A 16,701-nucleotide genomic window follows, 5' to 3' on the forward strand; every position below is an offset into this window, starting at 1 on the left:
TCTGCACGCGCTTCACGAGAAGCGCTTGAACCCTTTGAATTTCCGCAGATACGGTACCAGTCGTCGCGCCGGAACCGGGCCCGGCCAGTCGTCGGACCGGAAATAGGCGTCGGATCCGCCGTCGACGAAAAGAACACTGCCGCAGAGAAAATCCGCGGAGTCGGACAGCATGAACACCACCCAGTCGGCGAGGTGCCCGGCATCGCCGAAACCGCCGATCGGTACCGGGAACGAACGGATGGCCTTGGCCTCGGCCGGAGTGGACAGCTGCTTCTCCAGCAGCGGTGTCAGGATGGCGCCGGGAGCAAGGGCATTCAGCCGGATCCCCGCGCCGGCCCAGTCGCGGGTCACCGCGTGACGGCGAACCCAACGGCTCACCGCCACCTTCGAGGCGCCGTAGGCCATCGACGACGCGGCGCGGCCGAAGATGCGCAGTGCCCGAGCGGCCTTGTCGCCGTCGCCGGCCAGCAGCGCGCGGATCGCGCGGCCCGGGATCGCCGGCATGGTGGTGGTCGAATTGCTGGAGAAAGCCACGACTTTGGCGCGTTCACCGGCGGCCAGCGCCGGCCGCCACACCTGCAGAAGCTCCACCACGCCGAAGTAGTTGATCTCGAGGATCCGGCGCGGCTGGTCACGGCCCGGGGTCGGTCCGACCCCGGCCGCCAGCACCGCACCGTCCAGGCGTCCACCGCAGGCGGCCAGGACGGCGTCGGCGGCCGCGCGGCGACCGGCCGGAGTGGACAGATCGGCCACCACGTCGGCGGGCTGGGCGTCCACCCCGATCACGGTGTGCCCATTGGCCCGCAGTCGCTCAGCGACCGCCCGACCCATGCCCGAAGCGGAGCCGGTGACGACATAGGTACCCATCCGAGTGAGTATGGCCCACCGGACCCGCGTGGTCAGGCCACCAGCACCGACGGCTCGTTTTGTGTCGCGACTGTCGGCGGATCCTGCGGATAGCCCTTCGCGAAGATGTCCACCCCCGTCATCCAGGCCACCAGTTCGGCGAGCGCGCTGGTGGCCTGCACCGACAGATTCCCGAGAACCTGAACCACCACCTTGGACACCTCGGCGAGTTGGCTGATCAGGAAGACGTTCTGGTCGGCGATCCCCTGCAGCGTCGCAGTCAGGCTGGTGATGCCGCCGTCCAGGAAGTACGGGATGCTCGCGAAGATCGTTCGCACGCTCAGCGCGACGTTGGTTTGGATGTCCGGCCAGCCGTTGCGCGCGATCGCGTCTGTGAGCGCCTGTTGGAGATCGTTGGGGGTGACCGAGCTGGAACCCAGCGTCGTCAACGACACCCCGTTGGATCCCGGCGGCGCCGGAGCGCCGAACAGGTCCAGGACGGTGGGGGTTACGTCGACGATCGAGTACGCCAGGTTCATCTGACCGGGATCGAAGCCGGCACCGTTGGCGATCACCCACGTCGAGGTCTCGTCGGGGGACTGGAACCCGTGACCGAAGCCCAGTTGCGGCTGATGGCCGTGATCGGTGACGACGATGACGGTCCAGTTCTCGCCGGAGTTGTTGACCGCGTCCATGATCGCGCCGAGATTCTCATCGGTGCGATGGATGGCATCAGCGTATTGCGGTGAGCCGCCGCCAAATTGATGCCCGGCCTCGTCGACCTGCACCAGGTAGGAGAACAGGAAGTTGGGCGGCTCGCCGCTCTGAATCGCCGCGACGGTCTGAGCGGTCACCTCGGCGTCGGTCAGTGACCAGTTGGAGTCACCCGGCACCTGCGGGACCAAGACGGGCGTGTCGACAGGGTAGAGGCCGGCCTTGGCGATGTCGGTGATCACGTCCCAGTCCGCGATCGCCATGGTGTCGATGTCGGAGTTGTAGGCCTCGAGCTGATTGAACACGGTCGGCCACTTCATATACGTGTCGGCGGTGAAGATGTTGTTGATGACGCCGGTCTGGTTGTCCCACGCCCCGGTCAGGATCGCCGTCCACGACGGGTTCGAGATCGTGGTGTGGCCGACGATCGACGCGATGCCGGTGGTGCTGGCGTTCATCAGGCTGACGAAGTTCACGTTCACGTCGGGCTGGGCCAGGATCCGCCGCATGTTCGTGCCGTCGACGCCGATCACCAGGACGTGAACGTCGGTCGGGTCGGCCACGTTGTTGGTGACGACGACGGCCGAGGCGCTGACGTTGCGGTCCCGGTAAGAGTAAGCGGTGCTCTTGGCGCCGGCCGGCGCAGCCGGCAACGGTGGCAGGGGCAGCGCAGGAACCTTCGGAAATGACAGCGCCTCAGCAACTTTCGATGGGACGATGCTCGCGGTGGTCCGCTTCGAGGCGGGTGCGGCCACCGATGCCGCCGGTGCCTGCGTCCGCCGCGGACCGGTGAGCGCGCTGCCGGGCTTCGCCGCCGGCTTGCGTGACCGGGCGGTCGACGCCGACGACGTCGACGCAGAGGTCCCGCGCGATGCGCTCTGTGAATCGGGTGATCCGGTGTCCGCGGAGGCCACCGCGGTCGCGACCGCCGAGCCAGCCCCGGCGACCACGCCGGCGACCGCAACTCCCAGACACACCTGCTTGATCGTCGTCATGCTTCCCCGATCTCTCACCCACAGTTATTGCACAGCCGTCGCACAGACTAGATCTGCGACGCAACCGCGCATGGCGTTTCGGCGACGCCGTTACGATCTGTCCGGTGGACGTCGACGTCATGACCACTGCGCTGCCGCTGGGAGAAATCGGCAGCCTCGCCCAACGAACCCAGGCCGCCGGCTTCTCCGGGATGCTCTTCACCGAGACAGGCCGGACCCCGTACCTCAACGCCGCGGTGGCGTCGCAAGCCGCGCCGGGACTGCAGATCTTGACCGGTGTCGCGGTGGCGTTCCCGCGTAGCCCCTTCATCACGGCAGCGACCGCGTGGGAACTGCAAGAAGGCAGCGGTGGACGCTTCCGGCTGGGGCTGGGCACCCAGGTGCGTACCCACGTCGTGCGGCGGTACGGCACCCAGTTCGAACGTCCGGGGCCGCGACTGCGCGACTATGTGTTGGCGGTCAAGGCGTGCTTCGCCGCCTTCCGCACCGGCACCCTCGATCACCACGGCGAGTTCTACAACCTGGACTTCATCACGCCGCAATGGAGTGCCGGACCCATCGACGAGCCGGACCCGAAGGTCGACATCGCGGCGGTGAACCCCTGGATGCTTCGGATGGCCGGGGAGGTTGCCGACGGTGTGCACGTCCACCCGATCGGAGAGCCCGGCTACATCGCCCGCCACGTGGTGCCCAAAGTCGCTGAGGGGGCGGCGAAATCGGGGCGCTCGCCGTCCGACATCGCGCTGATCGTGCCGGTGATGACCATCGTCGGCGACACCGACGAGGAGCGCGCGGCCGAGCGGGAGCGGGTGCGGTTCTCCATGAGCTTCTACGGCAGCACCCCCAACTATGCGTTCATCTGGGATGAGGCCGGCTTCGACGGCACCACCGCCCGCATCCGCGAGAAGCAGAAGGCCGGCGACATCAAGGGGATGGCGGCCCAGATCACCGACGACCACATCGCCACGTTCGCCACCGAGTCGACCTGGGACGGGCTGGCCGGTGCGCTGGCCGAGAGATACGGCGACACCGCGACCCGCATCGTGCTGTACAACGCGCTCGGCGACGACGAGCGCTTCGAGCGCTACGGCGAGGTGGCGCGGCAACTCTCGCACGGCACCGCGCGCCCAGGGCGCGCGGCGCGGTAACCTGCCGCCATGCCAGCACGGATGAGCCCGTGAGCACACATATCGCCGTGATCGCGACGCTCGCGGTCGCGTTGCTGTTCAGTCCCGAGACGCTGGTCCTCGGGTTGGTGGTTGCCAGCGACAAGGTGGTGCCGCGGCAGGCCACCCTCGCTTTCTCCGCAGGTGCGATCACCGGTATCGCGTTCTCGACCGGCATCGGGGTGGGCATCGCCGCCCTGACCGGCGCCCCGAACACGTCGGCCGCCGAGCATGCCTCGTGGCCCGGCTTCATCGTCCGGATCCTGATCGCCGCCGCACTGCTGGCGATCGGCATCCGCCGGGCGGTCGGCGCGGTGCGGCACAAACCGATCACCGATGTGTCCAAGCCGCAGCGCCGGCCGGGAAAGTTGCGCGCCCGGCTCGCCGGACGCTTTCCCGGGCTGAATCCGAAGGCTGATCTGCCTGCCCGCCAACGCATCACTCGTGCCGCGATGGCCGGCTTCGCGGTCTGCGGACTGCACCCCAAGGTGTTCCCGATCGCGATCGCCGCCGGTCATCAGATCCTGGAGATCGGCAACCGCCCGGAACGCGCGCTCGGTGCGGTCGTCTTCGCGGTGATCGCACTCATCCCCGCGCTGGCGCCGACCGTGATCGAGCTGGTACGGCCGGGGGCTGCCGACCGGATCAAGGAAGGCTACGAGCGGATCATGAAGGTGCACGGTCGCTGGATCGTCGCCCTGTTGCTGCTCGCCGCGGCCGCATTCGTCGGCTACAACGCGTTCGATCACCTGCCGAAGCACTGACCGCGTGAATCCCGGTACGGCGGAGGCCAACCCGGCCCGCTTGGGCGGCCTGCTCAGCGGCGTCCTGCTGACCCAGGTCGCCAACAGTGCCGTCCATCTGGCGCAGCCACTGCTGGTTGCGGATCTATCCGGGTCGTTGGGCACCGCGGCCTTCTTCTCCGCGTTCGGCACCGCGCTGCACATGGTGGGGACCTACCTCGGCGGCTGGCCGACCGAGCGGTTCGGCGCCCGCCGCGTGCTGGCCGTGGCGACGCTACTGCGCGGCGTCGTGCTGGCCGGTGTCCCGGCGGCGATGGCCCTCGGTCTGTTGAGCCTGACGTGGGCTGTCGTCTGCTACAGCGCGGAGGCGCTGATCCGCGGGTATGTCGACACATCGGTGCACACCATCCCCCTCGAGCTCGCCGGACACCAGCCTCGGCTGCTGGACAAGATCAACTCCCGCTACGAACTGGCCTTCGAGCTGGGGGCCGTCGTCGGCCCGCTCATGCTCAGCGGTCTCATGATCTGGTCGGCGCAAATCGTGTCGCACATCGTGATTCCGGTCGGTTTCGCGCTGTCGGCGGCGTGCTACCTGTCGATCCCCGAACGTCCGGCCATCCCGATCGAGGACCGCGCCCACACCCACGGTGGGGCCTGGGCAGGCGTGCGATACATCCTCAAACACCGGTCTCTTCTGATGGTCGTCGTCGGACTGATGTTGTTCCACCTCTACGAATTACGCAAAGACCTCAGTGCCTTCTTCGCCAAAGGACTGTTGCACCATCCCGAGATGGTGGGGCATATCGGATCGGCGTTCGCGCTCGGTGGAGTGGCCGGCGCGCTGCTGTATACCCTCACGCAGCGCCGCGGCTCCGGAATCGGATGGGTGTTCGCCGGAGTGGTCGGAACGGTGCTCCTCGCCGTGGGCTGGATTCCGGTGAACTTGTGGGTCATGGTCGTGGCCGTGTTCCTGTTCGGGGTGGCCAACGTCTGCGCGCGACTGGTGCTGACCCGGTGGCGCCAGGAGTTGACCCCGCTGGAACATGCGGGCGGTGTCACTGCCGCAACGGAATTCGGCCGCACGGCAGCCTCGGTCGGAGTGGACAGTCTGGTCGGTGGGGCGTTCAGTTCGGGCGGGAGCGCCTACGGCTCATTCGGCATCGTGGGCGGGGTGCTCGGGGTGTTCGCCGTCGCGCAGGTCGCGGTGGCCCGGTACTTCGTCCGGCGCGGAAACCCGGCCCGCTAGGCCGCGTTGACCGTGATGGTCGACGGGTCGACGGTCGGCAGCGACAGTTCCAGGTTCGACACGGTCACCGAGCCCAGCGCCCCGACCGCGCGGTAGGACGCCGACGACCCGAACACCTGCAGGGTGACCTTCTGGCCGGGTTTGAGTGTCTGGGCCACCATCTCAAGATCGACGTCGGCGACGCGCTCGGTTCCATCCAGCGTCACCTTGATCGGCGTCACCTGATTGCCCAGCACCAGCCCGGTGGAGTTGTCGACGAGCTGGGCGTAGAGGTGATCTCCGCTGCCGGTGCCGGAATAGGTGAAGCTCAAATGCGGTGCGCCGACGACGTAGGTGGTCGTGGTGACGGCAGAGGTTGTGTAGTTCAGCGCGTCGATGGCACGTGACGATCCGATCGGCACCACCCCGAACAACCCACCGGCCCCCAGGAATGGCACCAGCGGCAGGGTCCGGGTCTTGGTGCTGGACACCAGCACCGGATTGCTCGGTGTCAGATCGTAGGAGGCCGATGAAAGGTGCTGGCCCCGTTGGTCAACCCACTCGAATTGCGGACCGGTTTGCACCGATGCGTCTTGCTTGACGTAGTGATCGAGCCACTCGAGGGTGCGCTGCTGGACCAGCACGCCACCGGTGTTGAACAGGTCGTTGGTGCACAGGCCGTGGCCGCCGCAGAACCAGATCACCTTGGTGTCAACGTTGTTGCCGATCAGTGCGAGTGCGTTGGCGTTGGCCTCCTGCAGCGTGAACAGGGTGTCGACGGTGCCCTCGATCAAGAGTGTGGGGGCGGTGATCTGGTTGAGGAGATCGGTCGGGAGGCCCGGTCCGCGCTGCTCGAGCAGCGCCACATCTGCCGGTGTCAAATGTCCGGTCAGATCGCCGTAGATGGTGGCAGGGAGGATTTTCGGATTGGTGCGGGCCAGCGTGAGGACCAGCACGGCAGACAGGAGCGTTCCCCAGCCGCTCTTGAACGACTGAGCCTTGTAGAGCGAGCTGGTCAGGCTGTTCCATGCGATGGTCGGCACGATCGCGTCCACGCGGTGATCGGTTGCCGCCGTGACCAATTGGATGCCACCGCCATAAGACGCGCCGACCATACCCATCCGGGGGTCGAGGTCGGACGGTTGGCCGTCGAGCTTGACCTCCGGTTGGGTGGCGACCCAGCTGATGATCGCCGACACGTCGCGGGCCTCGTAGTCCGGCGAGTCGATCTGCAGCTGGCCGCCCGAACTGTATTCCCCGCGCGGGTCCCACGTGACGACGTTGTAGCCGGCCTTGCGCAGGGCGAGGATGCTGGGCATGCCAAGAGCATTGGTGAGAACGCCGTCGACGACGCTGCCGTCGATGCTCGTCTGGCCGGGCATCCCCAGTCCCGGTCCGTAGAAGATCGTCGGCGCCTGGGTGCCTTCCTGCAATCCGGACGCCGGCATGAAATGGACGTAGATCTGCGTGCCGTCGAACGAGACCACCTTCACGTCGCGGGGTTGTGCGGCGTTGGGTGATGCTCCCGGGTGCACCGGATAACCGAACAGCGGATGCAGCACGTCGCCGAAGACCGGGATCTGGTGGATGAACGCCACGATCGGGGTGAACACGACCGGACCCAGGACCGGGATGTGTTGCAGGAACGCCAACGGCGCGATCTGCGGGATGGCCACCACCCCGGTGGGGACGGCGGCTACATCGGCGGTGGGCACGGTGTTTGTGGCGGCGGCCACGGTGCGTTGTGGCTGGGTGGTGGCCTGCGCTTCGCGGCGGGATGCGGCGGCCAGCACCAGCGTCACCGGCGAGTCGACCGGCGCCGTCGGATCGTCGGTCACGGTGCGGGTTGCTGTTGCCGTAGCCGGTGCCGTGGTGGCCCGTGGCGTGATCACCGACCGAACGGTCGGCCGCGCGCTGGTCCTGTTTGCGGCCGTCGCGGAATTGGCATGGACGGTCCTCGCGCTCTTCGCGACCCCGCTGTGTTGCGCCGAGGAGTGCGCTCCTGCCGTGCTGGACGACGAATCCGAGGAACCGGCCGGCGCGGCTGAGGCCTGTCCGGCTCCGGCGGCGATCGCGACTCCGATCCCCAGCGCTACTGCAAGCCCACCGACACGCCCGACAAACGCCCCTGCACCCATTCGTCTATAAGTAGCTTGACGTGCCCGGGTGTGTCTGGCGGTTCGCCCAACCTGTGGCAAGTCTGACGCCGTCGTCAAAAGTGTTGGTCACGAAGTCGAGATCGACGCTGGCGCGAGGAAGTGCGGGAGGCGGCCACGCTGGTGTCGATCTCGGCGTCGACAGACCGACTATCGCCTGCGCGGCGGGCGCCATAAAATTCGGTGATCCGTACGGAAGGGACGACGTGGCCGACAACTTGAAGGTTGATGTCGACGGCCTGCTCGGTGGCGGATCTGCTATCGGCGAGCAGGTAACAGCCCTGTCGACGTCCCACCTTGAGTCCATGGTTGGACTCAGTGACGCCGAACCCGGGTGGGTAGGCACATCGGCCGATGCGCTGGTGCGCATGGCCAGCGCGTGGCAACGAACTGCCGATCAGCACCACTCCGTACTCACCGCGCAGGCCGCACATGTGGTGGCTGCAGCTCGGTCGTTCCGCGCCATGGACGAGGGGGGCGCTGCTGAACTCGAGCAGGTCGGTGACCTAGCAGACGGTGTCAGCTAGCTCGACGTGCGCTGAGGCTCGAGTGTCGCGCGATTCAACTCAACAAGAGGATTGGTACGAATACGGCTTCGAACGCCAGCACCCCCAGACAGGCATAGAACGCACCGCGGGCGACGTGCCAGTGACTCTTGAAGGGCAGTACCGCTGCCACGCCGGCAAGCACGGCGGGAAACAGCGGAGCGAGCGGCCATAGGAATCCAAACGTCAGAAGCACCGATGCGAAGCCGGTGAAAAGGCCGACGAGCAGCGCGACGGGGTGCTGCTCCTCGAAGGCTGTGAGATCGGTTGTCGTGTGTGGTGGTGTATCGATTGCCGTCACCCTCTCCACGAAATCGCGTGCGTCAATAGACCGGGCAGCCAAACCACAAGCACCGGAGTCACACCGGTGAGTGGGGCCAGGATCAACCCAATTCCAAAGGCGCCTTTGTGTGTACCGCCGCTGCGGCGGTACACAAGAGCTCCGGCGATCACCATGACCGCCCCGGCGACGCATATTGAGATGACGGCCGTTGCAGATGCCTTCGAAACCAGAACGGCACCTGCTGCAAGCCCCCAGAACACTCCACCGATGAGCGCGCCAACCAAAGTCGCTCTCCGCCAATCGACGACGCGCACTGCCATGTCAATGCCCCCTCCAGAGTTCAGCGGGCGATGAACGCAATGCCGTCCACCGCCGATCCACTGTTGGACTTGCCATTGTCATTACTCCTCAGTCTCAGCGCGGTGCAAGGAACTCGTCGCCCTGAAATGGCGTGTACGTCCGTATCACTGGCACCTCACCTGCCGTCGTCGGTCCGAACGGCGTGAAGTTGCCCGGAGGCACAATTGCCAGCGGCGGCGTGATCGGCACGGCTTGTGGTCCGTGCACCGGCCCAAGCTGCGGGGGGTCGATCTGCGGGACGACGCTATTGAAACTGGTGATGATCATGGGGTCTCCGACCTCCTTGTGAGGAAGTAGACCGATCATCGGCCCGGAAGCGTCGTCGGTGAAGCTCGGCCAGGATTGCAGCAGCGGTGTGGTGGTTCCGTCCCGGTCGCTGTAAATCTCAATCGCTGGGAACGAGGTGACTGTGCCACCCACCCGTGGTCCGTCCGCGCCCGGGCTGATGCCTAGTGTGCCATTGACGCTGAATGGGATGGCTTTCGCCGGCGCCTCGCCTCCTGGAGAGAAGGGGTCGGCGGCGTTGTAGCGCAACAAGACTGCACCGTTTGATTGTTGGATTGCCGAAACGTCAGGCGTGCCGGTCCTGACTTGTCCGGTATCGGCGTTGACTGACGGATTCTGGCGGGCGACGATGATCCCGTTTTCGAAGTCGGTGTAGATGGCGACGCGTGACTCTTCTGGACCGATGTAGGGGGAGAAGCCACGGTTGTCGCCGACGTTGTTGTCGTACGGCAACATGTGGCCGTTGTCGAATGGTGGAAGTTCGACTGCCGGCGCCCACACGTCCTTACTCGGAATGAACAGATTCGTGCGTACGACACCTTGGCCCGGTACGGGCTTGATGCGGGCCACGACGATATTCGCTTCTACTCCTTGATTTTTCGGGTTGTAGCTGTGCGGATCCAATGCGGCAGCGGTCGTCCAATCACTTGTGCTGACCGGGTCTCGTCCGAATGTCCTACGGAACGCGTCGATTTGGTTGCGCTGTTGGTTCGAATCGGGAGCTATCGGCGCTTCGGCGCTATCACCGTCGGCGATCTCGGACGCCGCGTTGTCGAGTGCGGCGGCGAGGTGCCGATCGGTCGAATCTGCGTGCCGCAGGAGGTCGACAATCGCATCGTGGACGATCTCGAGGTGCCGCTGGTTTTCGGCCTGTTGCGTCGGGTCGGCCGAGTGAAAGCACTCGAGCGAGCTGTTCGCTATGTCGATCGTTATCCCCCACCGGTCGGCCATTCGCTGGATGCGGGACCACTCCGCCTTGATGGACTCCACGTCGGACGCCACGGACGAGACATCACGCCCTGCTTGGTCGCATTCGTCGGCATGCTCAAGGAGGCTGTTGCTGATCACTTGTGCCCGAGCGGTGGCCGCCTCCTGCGAGGCGCCCTGCCATTCCAATTTCGCGATGATCGCACCCTGGTTGTGGGCGACGTCGCGAAAGTGAGTCGCGCGATTACCCGCTGCGGCAGCGACCCCGCGAATGGCCCCCGGGTCCCACCTGTCCAGATCCGCGAGCGAAATCCCCACAGCCAGCAAACCTACTGCTGCCCGGGCGCGGCCGGTATTCACTCGGCAGCCACTTCGAGATCGACGCCGGCGCGAGAAAGTGCGAGAGGCGGCCACGCTGACGTCGATCTCGGCGTCGAGCGCGCGTCCTGGGAACAAATGCTGAACCCCTGCCGTTGACCAATTCGACAACTTGAGTGATATCGACTCAACTCTGGCTTGACAGCCGACCACCGGCGGGGGCAGTCTTGAGCCTGGTTCGCTCAGACCCAAAGACGTAACTATCAGGAGGATTCAACATGGCTCGTGCGGTCGGCATCGACCTCGGGACCACCAACTCCGTCGTGGCGGTACTGGAGGGTGGCGACCCGGTCGTCGTCGCCAACTCCGAAGGGTCCCGTACCACGCCATCAGTGGTGGCTTTTGCACGTAACGGCGAAGTGCTGGTCGGCCAGCCCGCCAAGAACCAGGCAGTGACCAACGTGGACCGGACCATCCGTTCGGTGAAGCGGCACATGGGCACCGACTGGTCCGTCGAGATCGACGGTAAGGACTACACGGCGCAGGAGATCAGCGCCCGCGTGCTGATGAAGCTCAAGCGGGACGCCGAAAGCTACCTCGGTGAGGACATCACCGACGCGGTCATCACCGTGCCCGCCTACTTCAATGACGCCCAGCGTCAGGCCACCAAGGAAGCCGGCCAGATCGCCGGCCTCAACGTGCTGCGCATCGTCAACGAACCGACTGCCGCGGCGCTGGCCTACGGCCTGGACAAGGGCAGCAAGGAACAGACCATCCTGGTCTTCGACCTCGGCGGTGGCACGTTCGACGTCTCGCTGCTGGAGATCGGCGACGGTGTCGTCGAGGTCCGCGCGACCTCCGGTGACAACCACCTCGGTGGCGACGACTGGGACGACCGGATCGTCGACTGGCTGGTCGACAAGTTCAAGGGCACCAGCGGCATCGACCTGACCAAGGACAAGATGGCCATGCAGCGGCTTCGCGAAGCCGCCGAGAAGGCCAAGATCGAGCTGAGCTCCAGTGGCAGCACCTCGATCAACCTGCCCTACATCACCGTCGACGCCGACAAGAACCCGCTGTTCCTCGACGAGCAGCTGACCCGTTCGGAGTTCCAGAAGATCACCCAAGATCTGCTGGACCGCACCCGCCAGCCGTTCCAGCAGGTCATCAAGGACGCCGGCATCTCGGTGTCCGACATCGACCACGTGGTGCTCGTCGGTGGTTCCACCCGCATGCCCGCGGTGACCGACCTGGTCAAGGAACTGACCGGTGGACGGGAGCCCAACAAGGGCGTCAACCCCGACGAAGTTGTGGCCGTTGGCGCCGCGCTGCAGGCGGGTGTTCTCAAGGGTGAGGTGAAAGACGTTCTGCTGCTTGACGTCACACCGCTGAGTCTCGGTATCGAGACCAAGGGCGGCGTGATGACCAAGCTGATTGAGCGCAACACCACGATCCCGACCAAGCGGTCGGAGACCTTCACCACCGCCGACGACAATCAGCCGTCGGTGCAGATCCAGGTCTATCAGGGTGAGCGCGAGATCGCGGCGCACAACAAGCTGCTCGGCTCCTTCGAGCTGACCGGCCTGCCGCCGGCTCCGCGCGGTGTGCCCCAGGTCGAGGTGACCTTCGACATCGATGCCAATGGCATCGTGCACGTCACCGCCAAGGACAAGGGCACCGGCAAGGAGAACACGATCAAGATCCAGGAAGGCTCCGGCCTGTCCAAGGAGGAGATCGACCGGATGATCAAGGACGCCGAGTCGCACGCTGAGGAAGACCGCAAGCGCCGCGAAGAGGCCGACGTCCGCAACCAAGCCGAGTCGCTGGTCTACCAGACGGAGAAGTTCGTCACTGAACAGCGCGAAACCGAAGGCGGCTCTAAGGTCCCCGAGGACACGCTGACCAAGGTCGACGCCGCGATCTCCGAGGCGAAGACGGCGCTGGCCGGCAGCGACATCGGTGCGATCAAGTCCGCCATGGAGAAGCTGGGCCAGGAAAGCCAGGCTCTGGGCCAGGCCATCTACGAGGCCACTCAGGCCGACCAGAGCGCCGGACCGTCGGGTGGTTCGTCCGCTGACGATGTCGTGGACGCCGAGGTCGTGGATGACGATGATCAGGAGCGCAAGTGAGCGAAGGTCGCGAGGAAGAACCGGTAACTGTCACCGACAAGCGCCGAATCGACCCCCAGACCGGAGAAGTTCGCGAGGCCTCCGGCCCGGCCCCCAGTGGGTCGGCGCCGGGGGACTTCGCGGGCGAAACGCCGGAGGAGTCGGACAAAGCCGCTGAACTGCTCGGTGACCTGCAGCGAGTGCAGGCCGATTTCGCCAATTACCGCAAGCGCGCGCTGCGCGATCAGCAGGTGGCCGGCGAGCGCGCCAAGGCCGCCGTGGTGAGCCAGTTGCTGCCCATCCTCGACGACCTGGACCGGGCACGCAGCCACGGCGACCTCGAGACCAGTCCGCTGAAGTCGGTCGCCGACAAGCTCACGTCAGCACTGGCCGGACTGGGCCTTACCGCCTTCGGCGCCGAGGGCGACGAGTTCGATCCATCGCTGCACGAAGCCGTGCAGCACGAGGGCGAGGGCTCCAAGCCGGTGCTGGGCAACGTGATGAGGCAGGGCTACCGGCTCGGCGATCAGGTGCTCCGGCACGCACTCGTCGGGGTGGTGGACACCGTCGACGATGGATCGGCGGCACCTCGGAAGGCCGACACGCCCGCCAACGGCGACCAGAGCGGCGCGCAGAACGCAGAATCGAATTAACAACATGACCGACGGTGAGAGGAGGTGACGCGGCATGGTCCAACGCGAATGGGTTGAGAAGGATTTCTACAAGGTGCTCGGCGTCTCCTCTGACGCCAGCGAGGACGAGATCAAGCGGGTGGCCCGCAAGCTGCTCGCCGAGAATCACCCCGACCGCAACCCGGACAACAAGGCGGCCGACGAGCGCTACAAAGAGGTTGGCGAGGCCAGGGACGTCCTGACCGATCCGGCCAAGCGCAAGGAGTACGACGAGACCCGGCGGATGTTCGCCGGCGGCGGGTTCCGCCGCGGTAACGGCGGCGGTGGTGGGTTCGGCGGCTTCAGTGGCTACGGCGCCGACGGCGGCGAGTTCAATTTGAACGACCTGTTCGACACGGCCAGCCAGACCGGCGGCACGAACATCGGCGACTTGTTCGGTGGCCTGTTCGGGCGCGGCGCAGCGCCGCGCCCGAGCCGGCCGCGGCGGGGCAAGGACCTCGAGACCGAGACCGATCTCGATTTCCTGGAGGCGACCAAGGGCGTCGCCATGCCGTTGCGGCTGACCAGTCCGGCGCCATGCACGAATTGCCATGGCAGCGGCGCACGTCCGGGCACCAGCCCGAAGGTGTGTCCGTCGTGCAACGGCTCCGGTGTGATCAACCGCAACCAGGGCGCATTCGGGTTCTCCGAGCCGTGCACCGATTGCCGGGGGAGCGGCTCGATCATCGAGCATCCCTGCGACGAGTGCCATGGCACCGGAGTCACCACCCGGACCCGCACTATCAACGTCCGGATCCCACCGGGCGTCGAGGACGGCCAGCGTATCCGGCTGGCCGGGCAGGGTGAGGCCGGGTTGCGCGGTGCGCCGTCGGGCGATCTGTATGTCACCGTCCATGTTCGGCCGGACAAGGTGTTCGGCCGTGACGGCGATGACCTGACCGTGGCGGTCCCGGTGAGCTTCACCGAACTGGCCTTGGGGACAACGCTTTCCGTGCCCACCCTGGAGGGCAAGGTCGGGGTGCGAGTGCCGAAGGGCACCGCCGACGGCCGGATCCTGCGGGTGCGTGGGCGTGGAGTGCCCAAACGCGACGGCGGTCACGGCGACCTGTTGGTCACCGTGAAGGTCGCGGTGCCACCGAATCTCGAGGGCGAGGCGCTCGAGGCGCTAGAGGCCTACGCGGCCGCCGAGCGGTCCAGCGGGTTCGACCCCCGGGCGGGATGGGCGGGTAACCGCTGATGGCCACGTCGGATGAGGCCCGGACGTTTCTGATCTCGGTGGCCGCCGAGCTGGCCGGTATGCATGCGCAGACGTTGCGCACCTACGACCGGCTCGGTCTGGTCAGCCCCCGGCGCAGTTCCGGTGGCGGAAGGCGGTATTCGGAGCGCGACGTCGAGCTGCTGCGCGAGGTGCAGCGGCTGTCGCAGGACGAAGGTGTGAACCTCGCTGGGATCAAGCGGATCATCGAGTTGACCAATCAGGTCGAGGCTCTGCAGTCCCGCGTCGAGGAGATGATGGACGAGCTGGAGTCGTTGCGCGCCAACCAGCGTCGCGATCTGGCGGTGGTACCGAAAAGCACAGCGCTGGTGGTCTGGAAGCCGCGCCGCTAGTCGGCTCCGCAGCCTGCTCAGCTCCGCTTCAGGATGCCGGCTTTGTCAGGAACTGCCCGTCGAGGAACTGGTTGTAGTCAGGCAGCGTGGTAGCCGCGTCGATCGACTTCTGGGTCTTACCCCATTCGGCGAGCGCGCTGAGGTCGGCGGCGAGGTCGGGTTTCAGCTGAATCGTGAAGTCGAACTCGGACAAGACGGTATTCAGCAGCTGCGTGTCCAGTTGGGTGGCCTTGGCGACCGCGGCCGTCGCGGCAGCATCGTGGGCAGACAGTGCGGTGCTTGCGTCGCCGAGTGCGGCGAAGAACGACGTGATCTCTGCCCCTTTCGACGAGATCGCCGACGGGGAGGCGATGAACAAGCTGTGCTGGATGTAGGTGCCTCCGTTCAACGGCACCGCGTCATCGCCGAGCGCGGCAATCGTCTGAGCCTGGTACGGCTGGAAAATCGAGACCGCGTCGACGTTGTGTTGGGTGGCCGCGGTGACCATGGCCGACGGTGAAACCTGGATAAGATCCGCCTTGATGTTGTTCTGGGCCAGCGCATTTGATACGTAGTACGCGGCGCTGGTACCCAACGGCGTGCCGATCGACTTGCCTGCGAGGTCGGCGATGGTGGTAATGCCTGCGCTGCGCCGGGCCACGATCCGCGAACCCTCCCAACGGGATCCGTCGGCGACGATGCGCAGCGCCGGCGAGCGGGTCAGTACCGCCGCCGTCGGAACGTCCGCCGCGGTGGTGATGTCGACCTGGCCGGCGCTCACCGCCTGCAACGCTTCGACGCCGGATTGGAAGTTCACAACCTTGACGTTGACGTGGTGCTTGCTGAACATCCCGCCGTCGGCGGCCACGGGAATCTGGGCCCACGAGGGATCCACGACGAAGCCGACGGTCAGTTCATCAGCATTGCTGCTGGAGTCGTGGGCGCAGGCGGTGATCGAGGTGGCCACTGCCAACGTGGCAATGGCAGCCGCCATGAGTCGTTTCAGGGTTGTGTTCACTCAGTCGTCCTTTGTGCGAGCAGGGATGGATGTGTCAGTGCACGGCGTGGTCGATGCCGAGTCGGTGGTGCAGGGTCTTGCGAATCGCTCCGTAGCCGGGCTGTTCGGCGAGCGTGTCCGCCGGCCGGGGGCGACCCAGGGGGTTGGTGATCTGGTCGACGATCTGTCCGTCCTGCAGCACATTGACGCTGTCCCCCAGGCGTATCGCCTCGTCGATGTCGTGGGTGACGAAGACGATCGTGCGGTTCAGGCGTGACCAGAGTTCGATGAGCAGGTCCTGCATGCGCAAGCGGGTCAGTGCATCCAGGGCGGCGAAGGGCTCGTCCATGAGCATCACGGAGGGCTCACCGGCAAGCACGCGTGCGATGCTCACGCGCTGGCGCATACCACCGGAAAGCTCCGCGGGGCGCTGGCTACCCACGCCGGCGTGCAGACCGACGGTGTCGAGTAGTTCGGCGATCCGAGCGTGCCGTTGCCGCCGGTCCAGTTTCCTTGCGGTCAAGGCGAAGTCGATGTTGTCGGCGACGCTCATCCACGGAAACAGGACGTCGCGCTGGAAAGCCACGCCTCGACGAGGGTCGGGAGCGGTGACGGCCTGGCCATTGTCGATCACCGCGCCGGAGGTGGCGGTGATCAGCCCGGCCAGGCAATGTAGCAGTGTCGACTTTCCGCTGCCGGAGGCGCCGACCAGGACTGTGAATGAACCATCGGGGACGCTCAGCGAGATCCCTTTGAGGGTCGGGGTCGCCGCGCCTGGAAACTGCACGACGAGATCGCTGGTGTCCAGTGCCAT

Annotated in this window: 15 protein-coding genes; 8 read left to right on the forward strand and 7 right to left on the reverse strand. The window is 66.1% G+C overall.

All coding sequences use genetic code 11. The annotated features are described in order from the left end of the window. Positions 1-12: 12 nt before the first annotated feature. The gene (locus CRM90_RS00645) at positions 13-867 is read right to left on the reverse strand and encodes an SDR family oxidoreductase (RefSeq protein WP_102805095.1); all 855 of its coding nucleotides are present in this window, start codon (positions 865-867) and stop codon (positions 13-15) included. Positions 868-899: 32 nt separating this feature from the next. Further along, positions 900-2,555: an alkaline phosphatase family protein gene (locus CRM90_RS00650; RefSeq protein WP_102805096.1), complete on the reverse strand. Its 1,656-nt coding sequence runs from the start codon at positions 2,553-2,555 to the stop codon at positions 900-902. Between the two features lie 104 nt (positions 2,556-2,659). Between CRM90_RS00650 and CRM90_RS00655 the strand changes: the two genes are divergently transcribed. The 3 genes from CRM90_RS00655 to CRM90_RS00665 are packed head-to-tail and all read left to right on the forward strand — an operon-like array spanning position 2,660 to position 5,710. Continuing rightward, a complete protein-coding gene (locus CRM90_RS00655; protein WP_102805097.1) occupies positions 2,660-3,703 on the forward strand; it encodes a TIGR03617 family F420-dependent LLM class oxidoreductase in 1,044 nt (347 codons plus the stop codon). Between the two features lie 29 nt (positions 3,704-3,732). After that, positions 3,733-4,485, forward strand: coding sequence for a GAP family protein (locus CRM90_RS00660; protein ID WP_158248970.1), 753 nt, complete (start codon positions 3,733-3,735; stop codon positions 4,483-4,485). A gap of 4 nt (positions 4,486-4,489) precedes the next feature. Then, positions 4,490-5,710, forward strand: a complete 1,221-nt coding sequence (locus CRM90_RS00665; RefSeq protein ID WP_158248971.1) for an MFS transporter — start codon at positions 4,490-4,492, stop codon at positions 5,708-5,710. Here CRM90_RS00665 and CRM90_RS00670 read toward each other — a convergent pair. Continuing rightward, positions 5,707-7,581, reverse strand: coding sequence for an alpha/beta hydrolase family protein (locus CRM90_RS00670; protein WP_353616967.1), 1,875 nt, complete (start codon positions 7,579-7,581; stop codon positions 5,707-5,709). The genes CRM90_RS00665 and CRM90_RS00670 overlap by 4 nt on opposite strands. Before the next feature lie 299 nt (positions 7,582-7,880). On the opposite strand from CRM90_RS00670, the gene CRM90_RS00675 reads away from it, so the two are divergent. Then, positions 7,881-8,372 (forward strand): hypothetical protein, encoded by a 492-nt coding sequence (locus CRM90_RS00675; RefSeq protein WP_142391300.1) that lies wholly within the window; start codon positions 7,881-7,883, stop codon positions 8,370-8,372. Positions 8,373-8,406: 34 nt separating this feature from the next. Here the strand turns inward: CRM90_RS00675 and CRM90_RS00680 are convergent, their stop codons facing one another. Continuing rightward, complete coding sequence (locus CRM90_RS00680) at positions 8,407-8,691, reverse strand: hypothetical protein (protein WP_233209097.1); 285 nt, start codon at positions 8,689-8,691, stop codon at positions 8,407-8,409. Between the two features lie 396 nt (positions 8,692-9,087). Further along, complete coding sequence (locus CRM90_RS30645) at positions 9,088-10,605, reverse strand: WXG100 family type VII secretion target (RefSeq protein ID WP_233209098.1); 1,518 nt, start codon at positions 10,603-10,605, stop codon at positions 9,088-9,090. Positions 10,606-10,841: 236 nt separating this feature from the next. On the opposite strand from CRM90_RS30645, the gene dnaK reads away from it, so the two are divergent. From dnaK to CRM90_RS00705, 4 genes are read left to right on the forward strand one after another with little or no spacing between them, the layout of a single operon-like run. Next, positions 10,842-12,692: a molecular chaperone DnaK gene (gene dnaK, locus CRM90_RS00690; RefSeq protein WP_102805102.1), complete on the forward strand. Its 1,851-nt coding sequence runs from the start codon at positions 10,842-10,844 to the stop codon at positions 12,690-12,692. Next, positions 12,689-13,324, forward strand: coding sequence for a nucleotide exchange factor GrpE (gene grpE / locus CRM90_RS00695; RefSeq protein WP_102805103.1), 636 nt, complete (start codon positions 12,689-12,691; stop codon positions 13,322-13,324). The genes dnaK and grpE overlap by 4 nt, the downstream gene beginning before the upstream one ends. A 34-nt stretch (positions 13,325-13,358) precedes the next feature. After that, positions 13,359-14,540, forward strand: coding sequence for a molecular chaperone DnaJ (gene dnaJ / locus CRM90_RS00700; RefSeq protein WP_036342953.1), 1,182 nt, complete (start codon positions 13,359-13,361; stop codon positions 14,538-14,540). After that, positions 14,540-14,911: a heat shock protein transcriptional repressor HspR gene (locus CRM90_RS00705; protein WP_036342955.1), complete on the forward strand. Its 372-nt coding sequence runs from the start codon at positions 14,540-14,542 to the stop codon at positions 14,909-14,911. The genes dnaJ and CRM90_RS00705 overlap by 1 nt, the downstream gene beginning before the upstream one ends. 28 nt (positions 14,912-14,939) lie before the next feature. On the opposite strand, the gene CRM90_RS00710 is transcribed toward CRM90_RS00705, so the two are convergent. Next, positions 14,940-15,908 (reverse strand): ABC transporter substrate-binding protein, encoded by a 969-nt coding sequence (locus CRM90_RS00710; protein ID WP_102805104.1) that lies wholly within the window; start codon positions 15,906-15,908, stop codon positions 14,940-14,942. A 34-nt stretch (positions 15,909-15,942) separates the two neighbouring features. Further along, the gene (locus CRM90_RS00715) at positions 15,943-16,701 is read right to left on the reverse strand and encodes an ABC transporter ATP-binding protein (RefSeq protein ID WP_102805105.1); all 759 of its coding nucleotides are present in this window, start codon (positions 16,699-16,701) and stop codon (positions 15,943-15,945) included.

It is taken from the genome of Mycobacterium sp. ENV421 (assembly GCF_002887815.1).
Lineage (GTDB): Bacteria > Actinomycetota > Actinomycetes > Mycobacteriales > Mycobacteriaceae > Mycobacterium.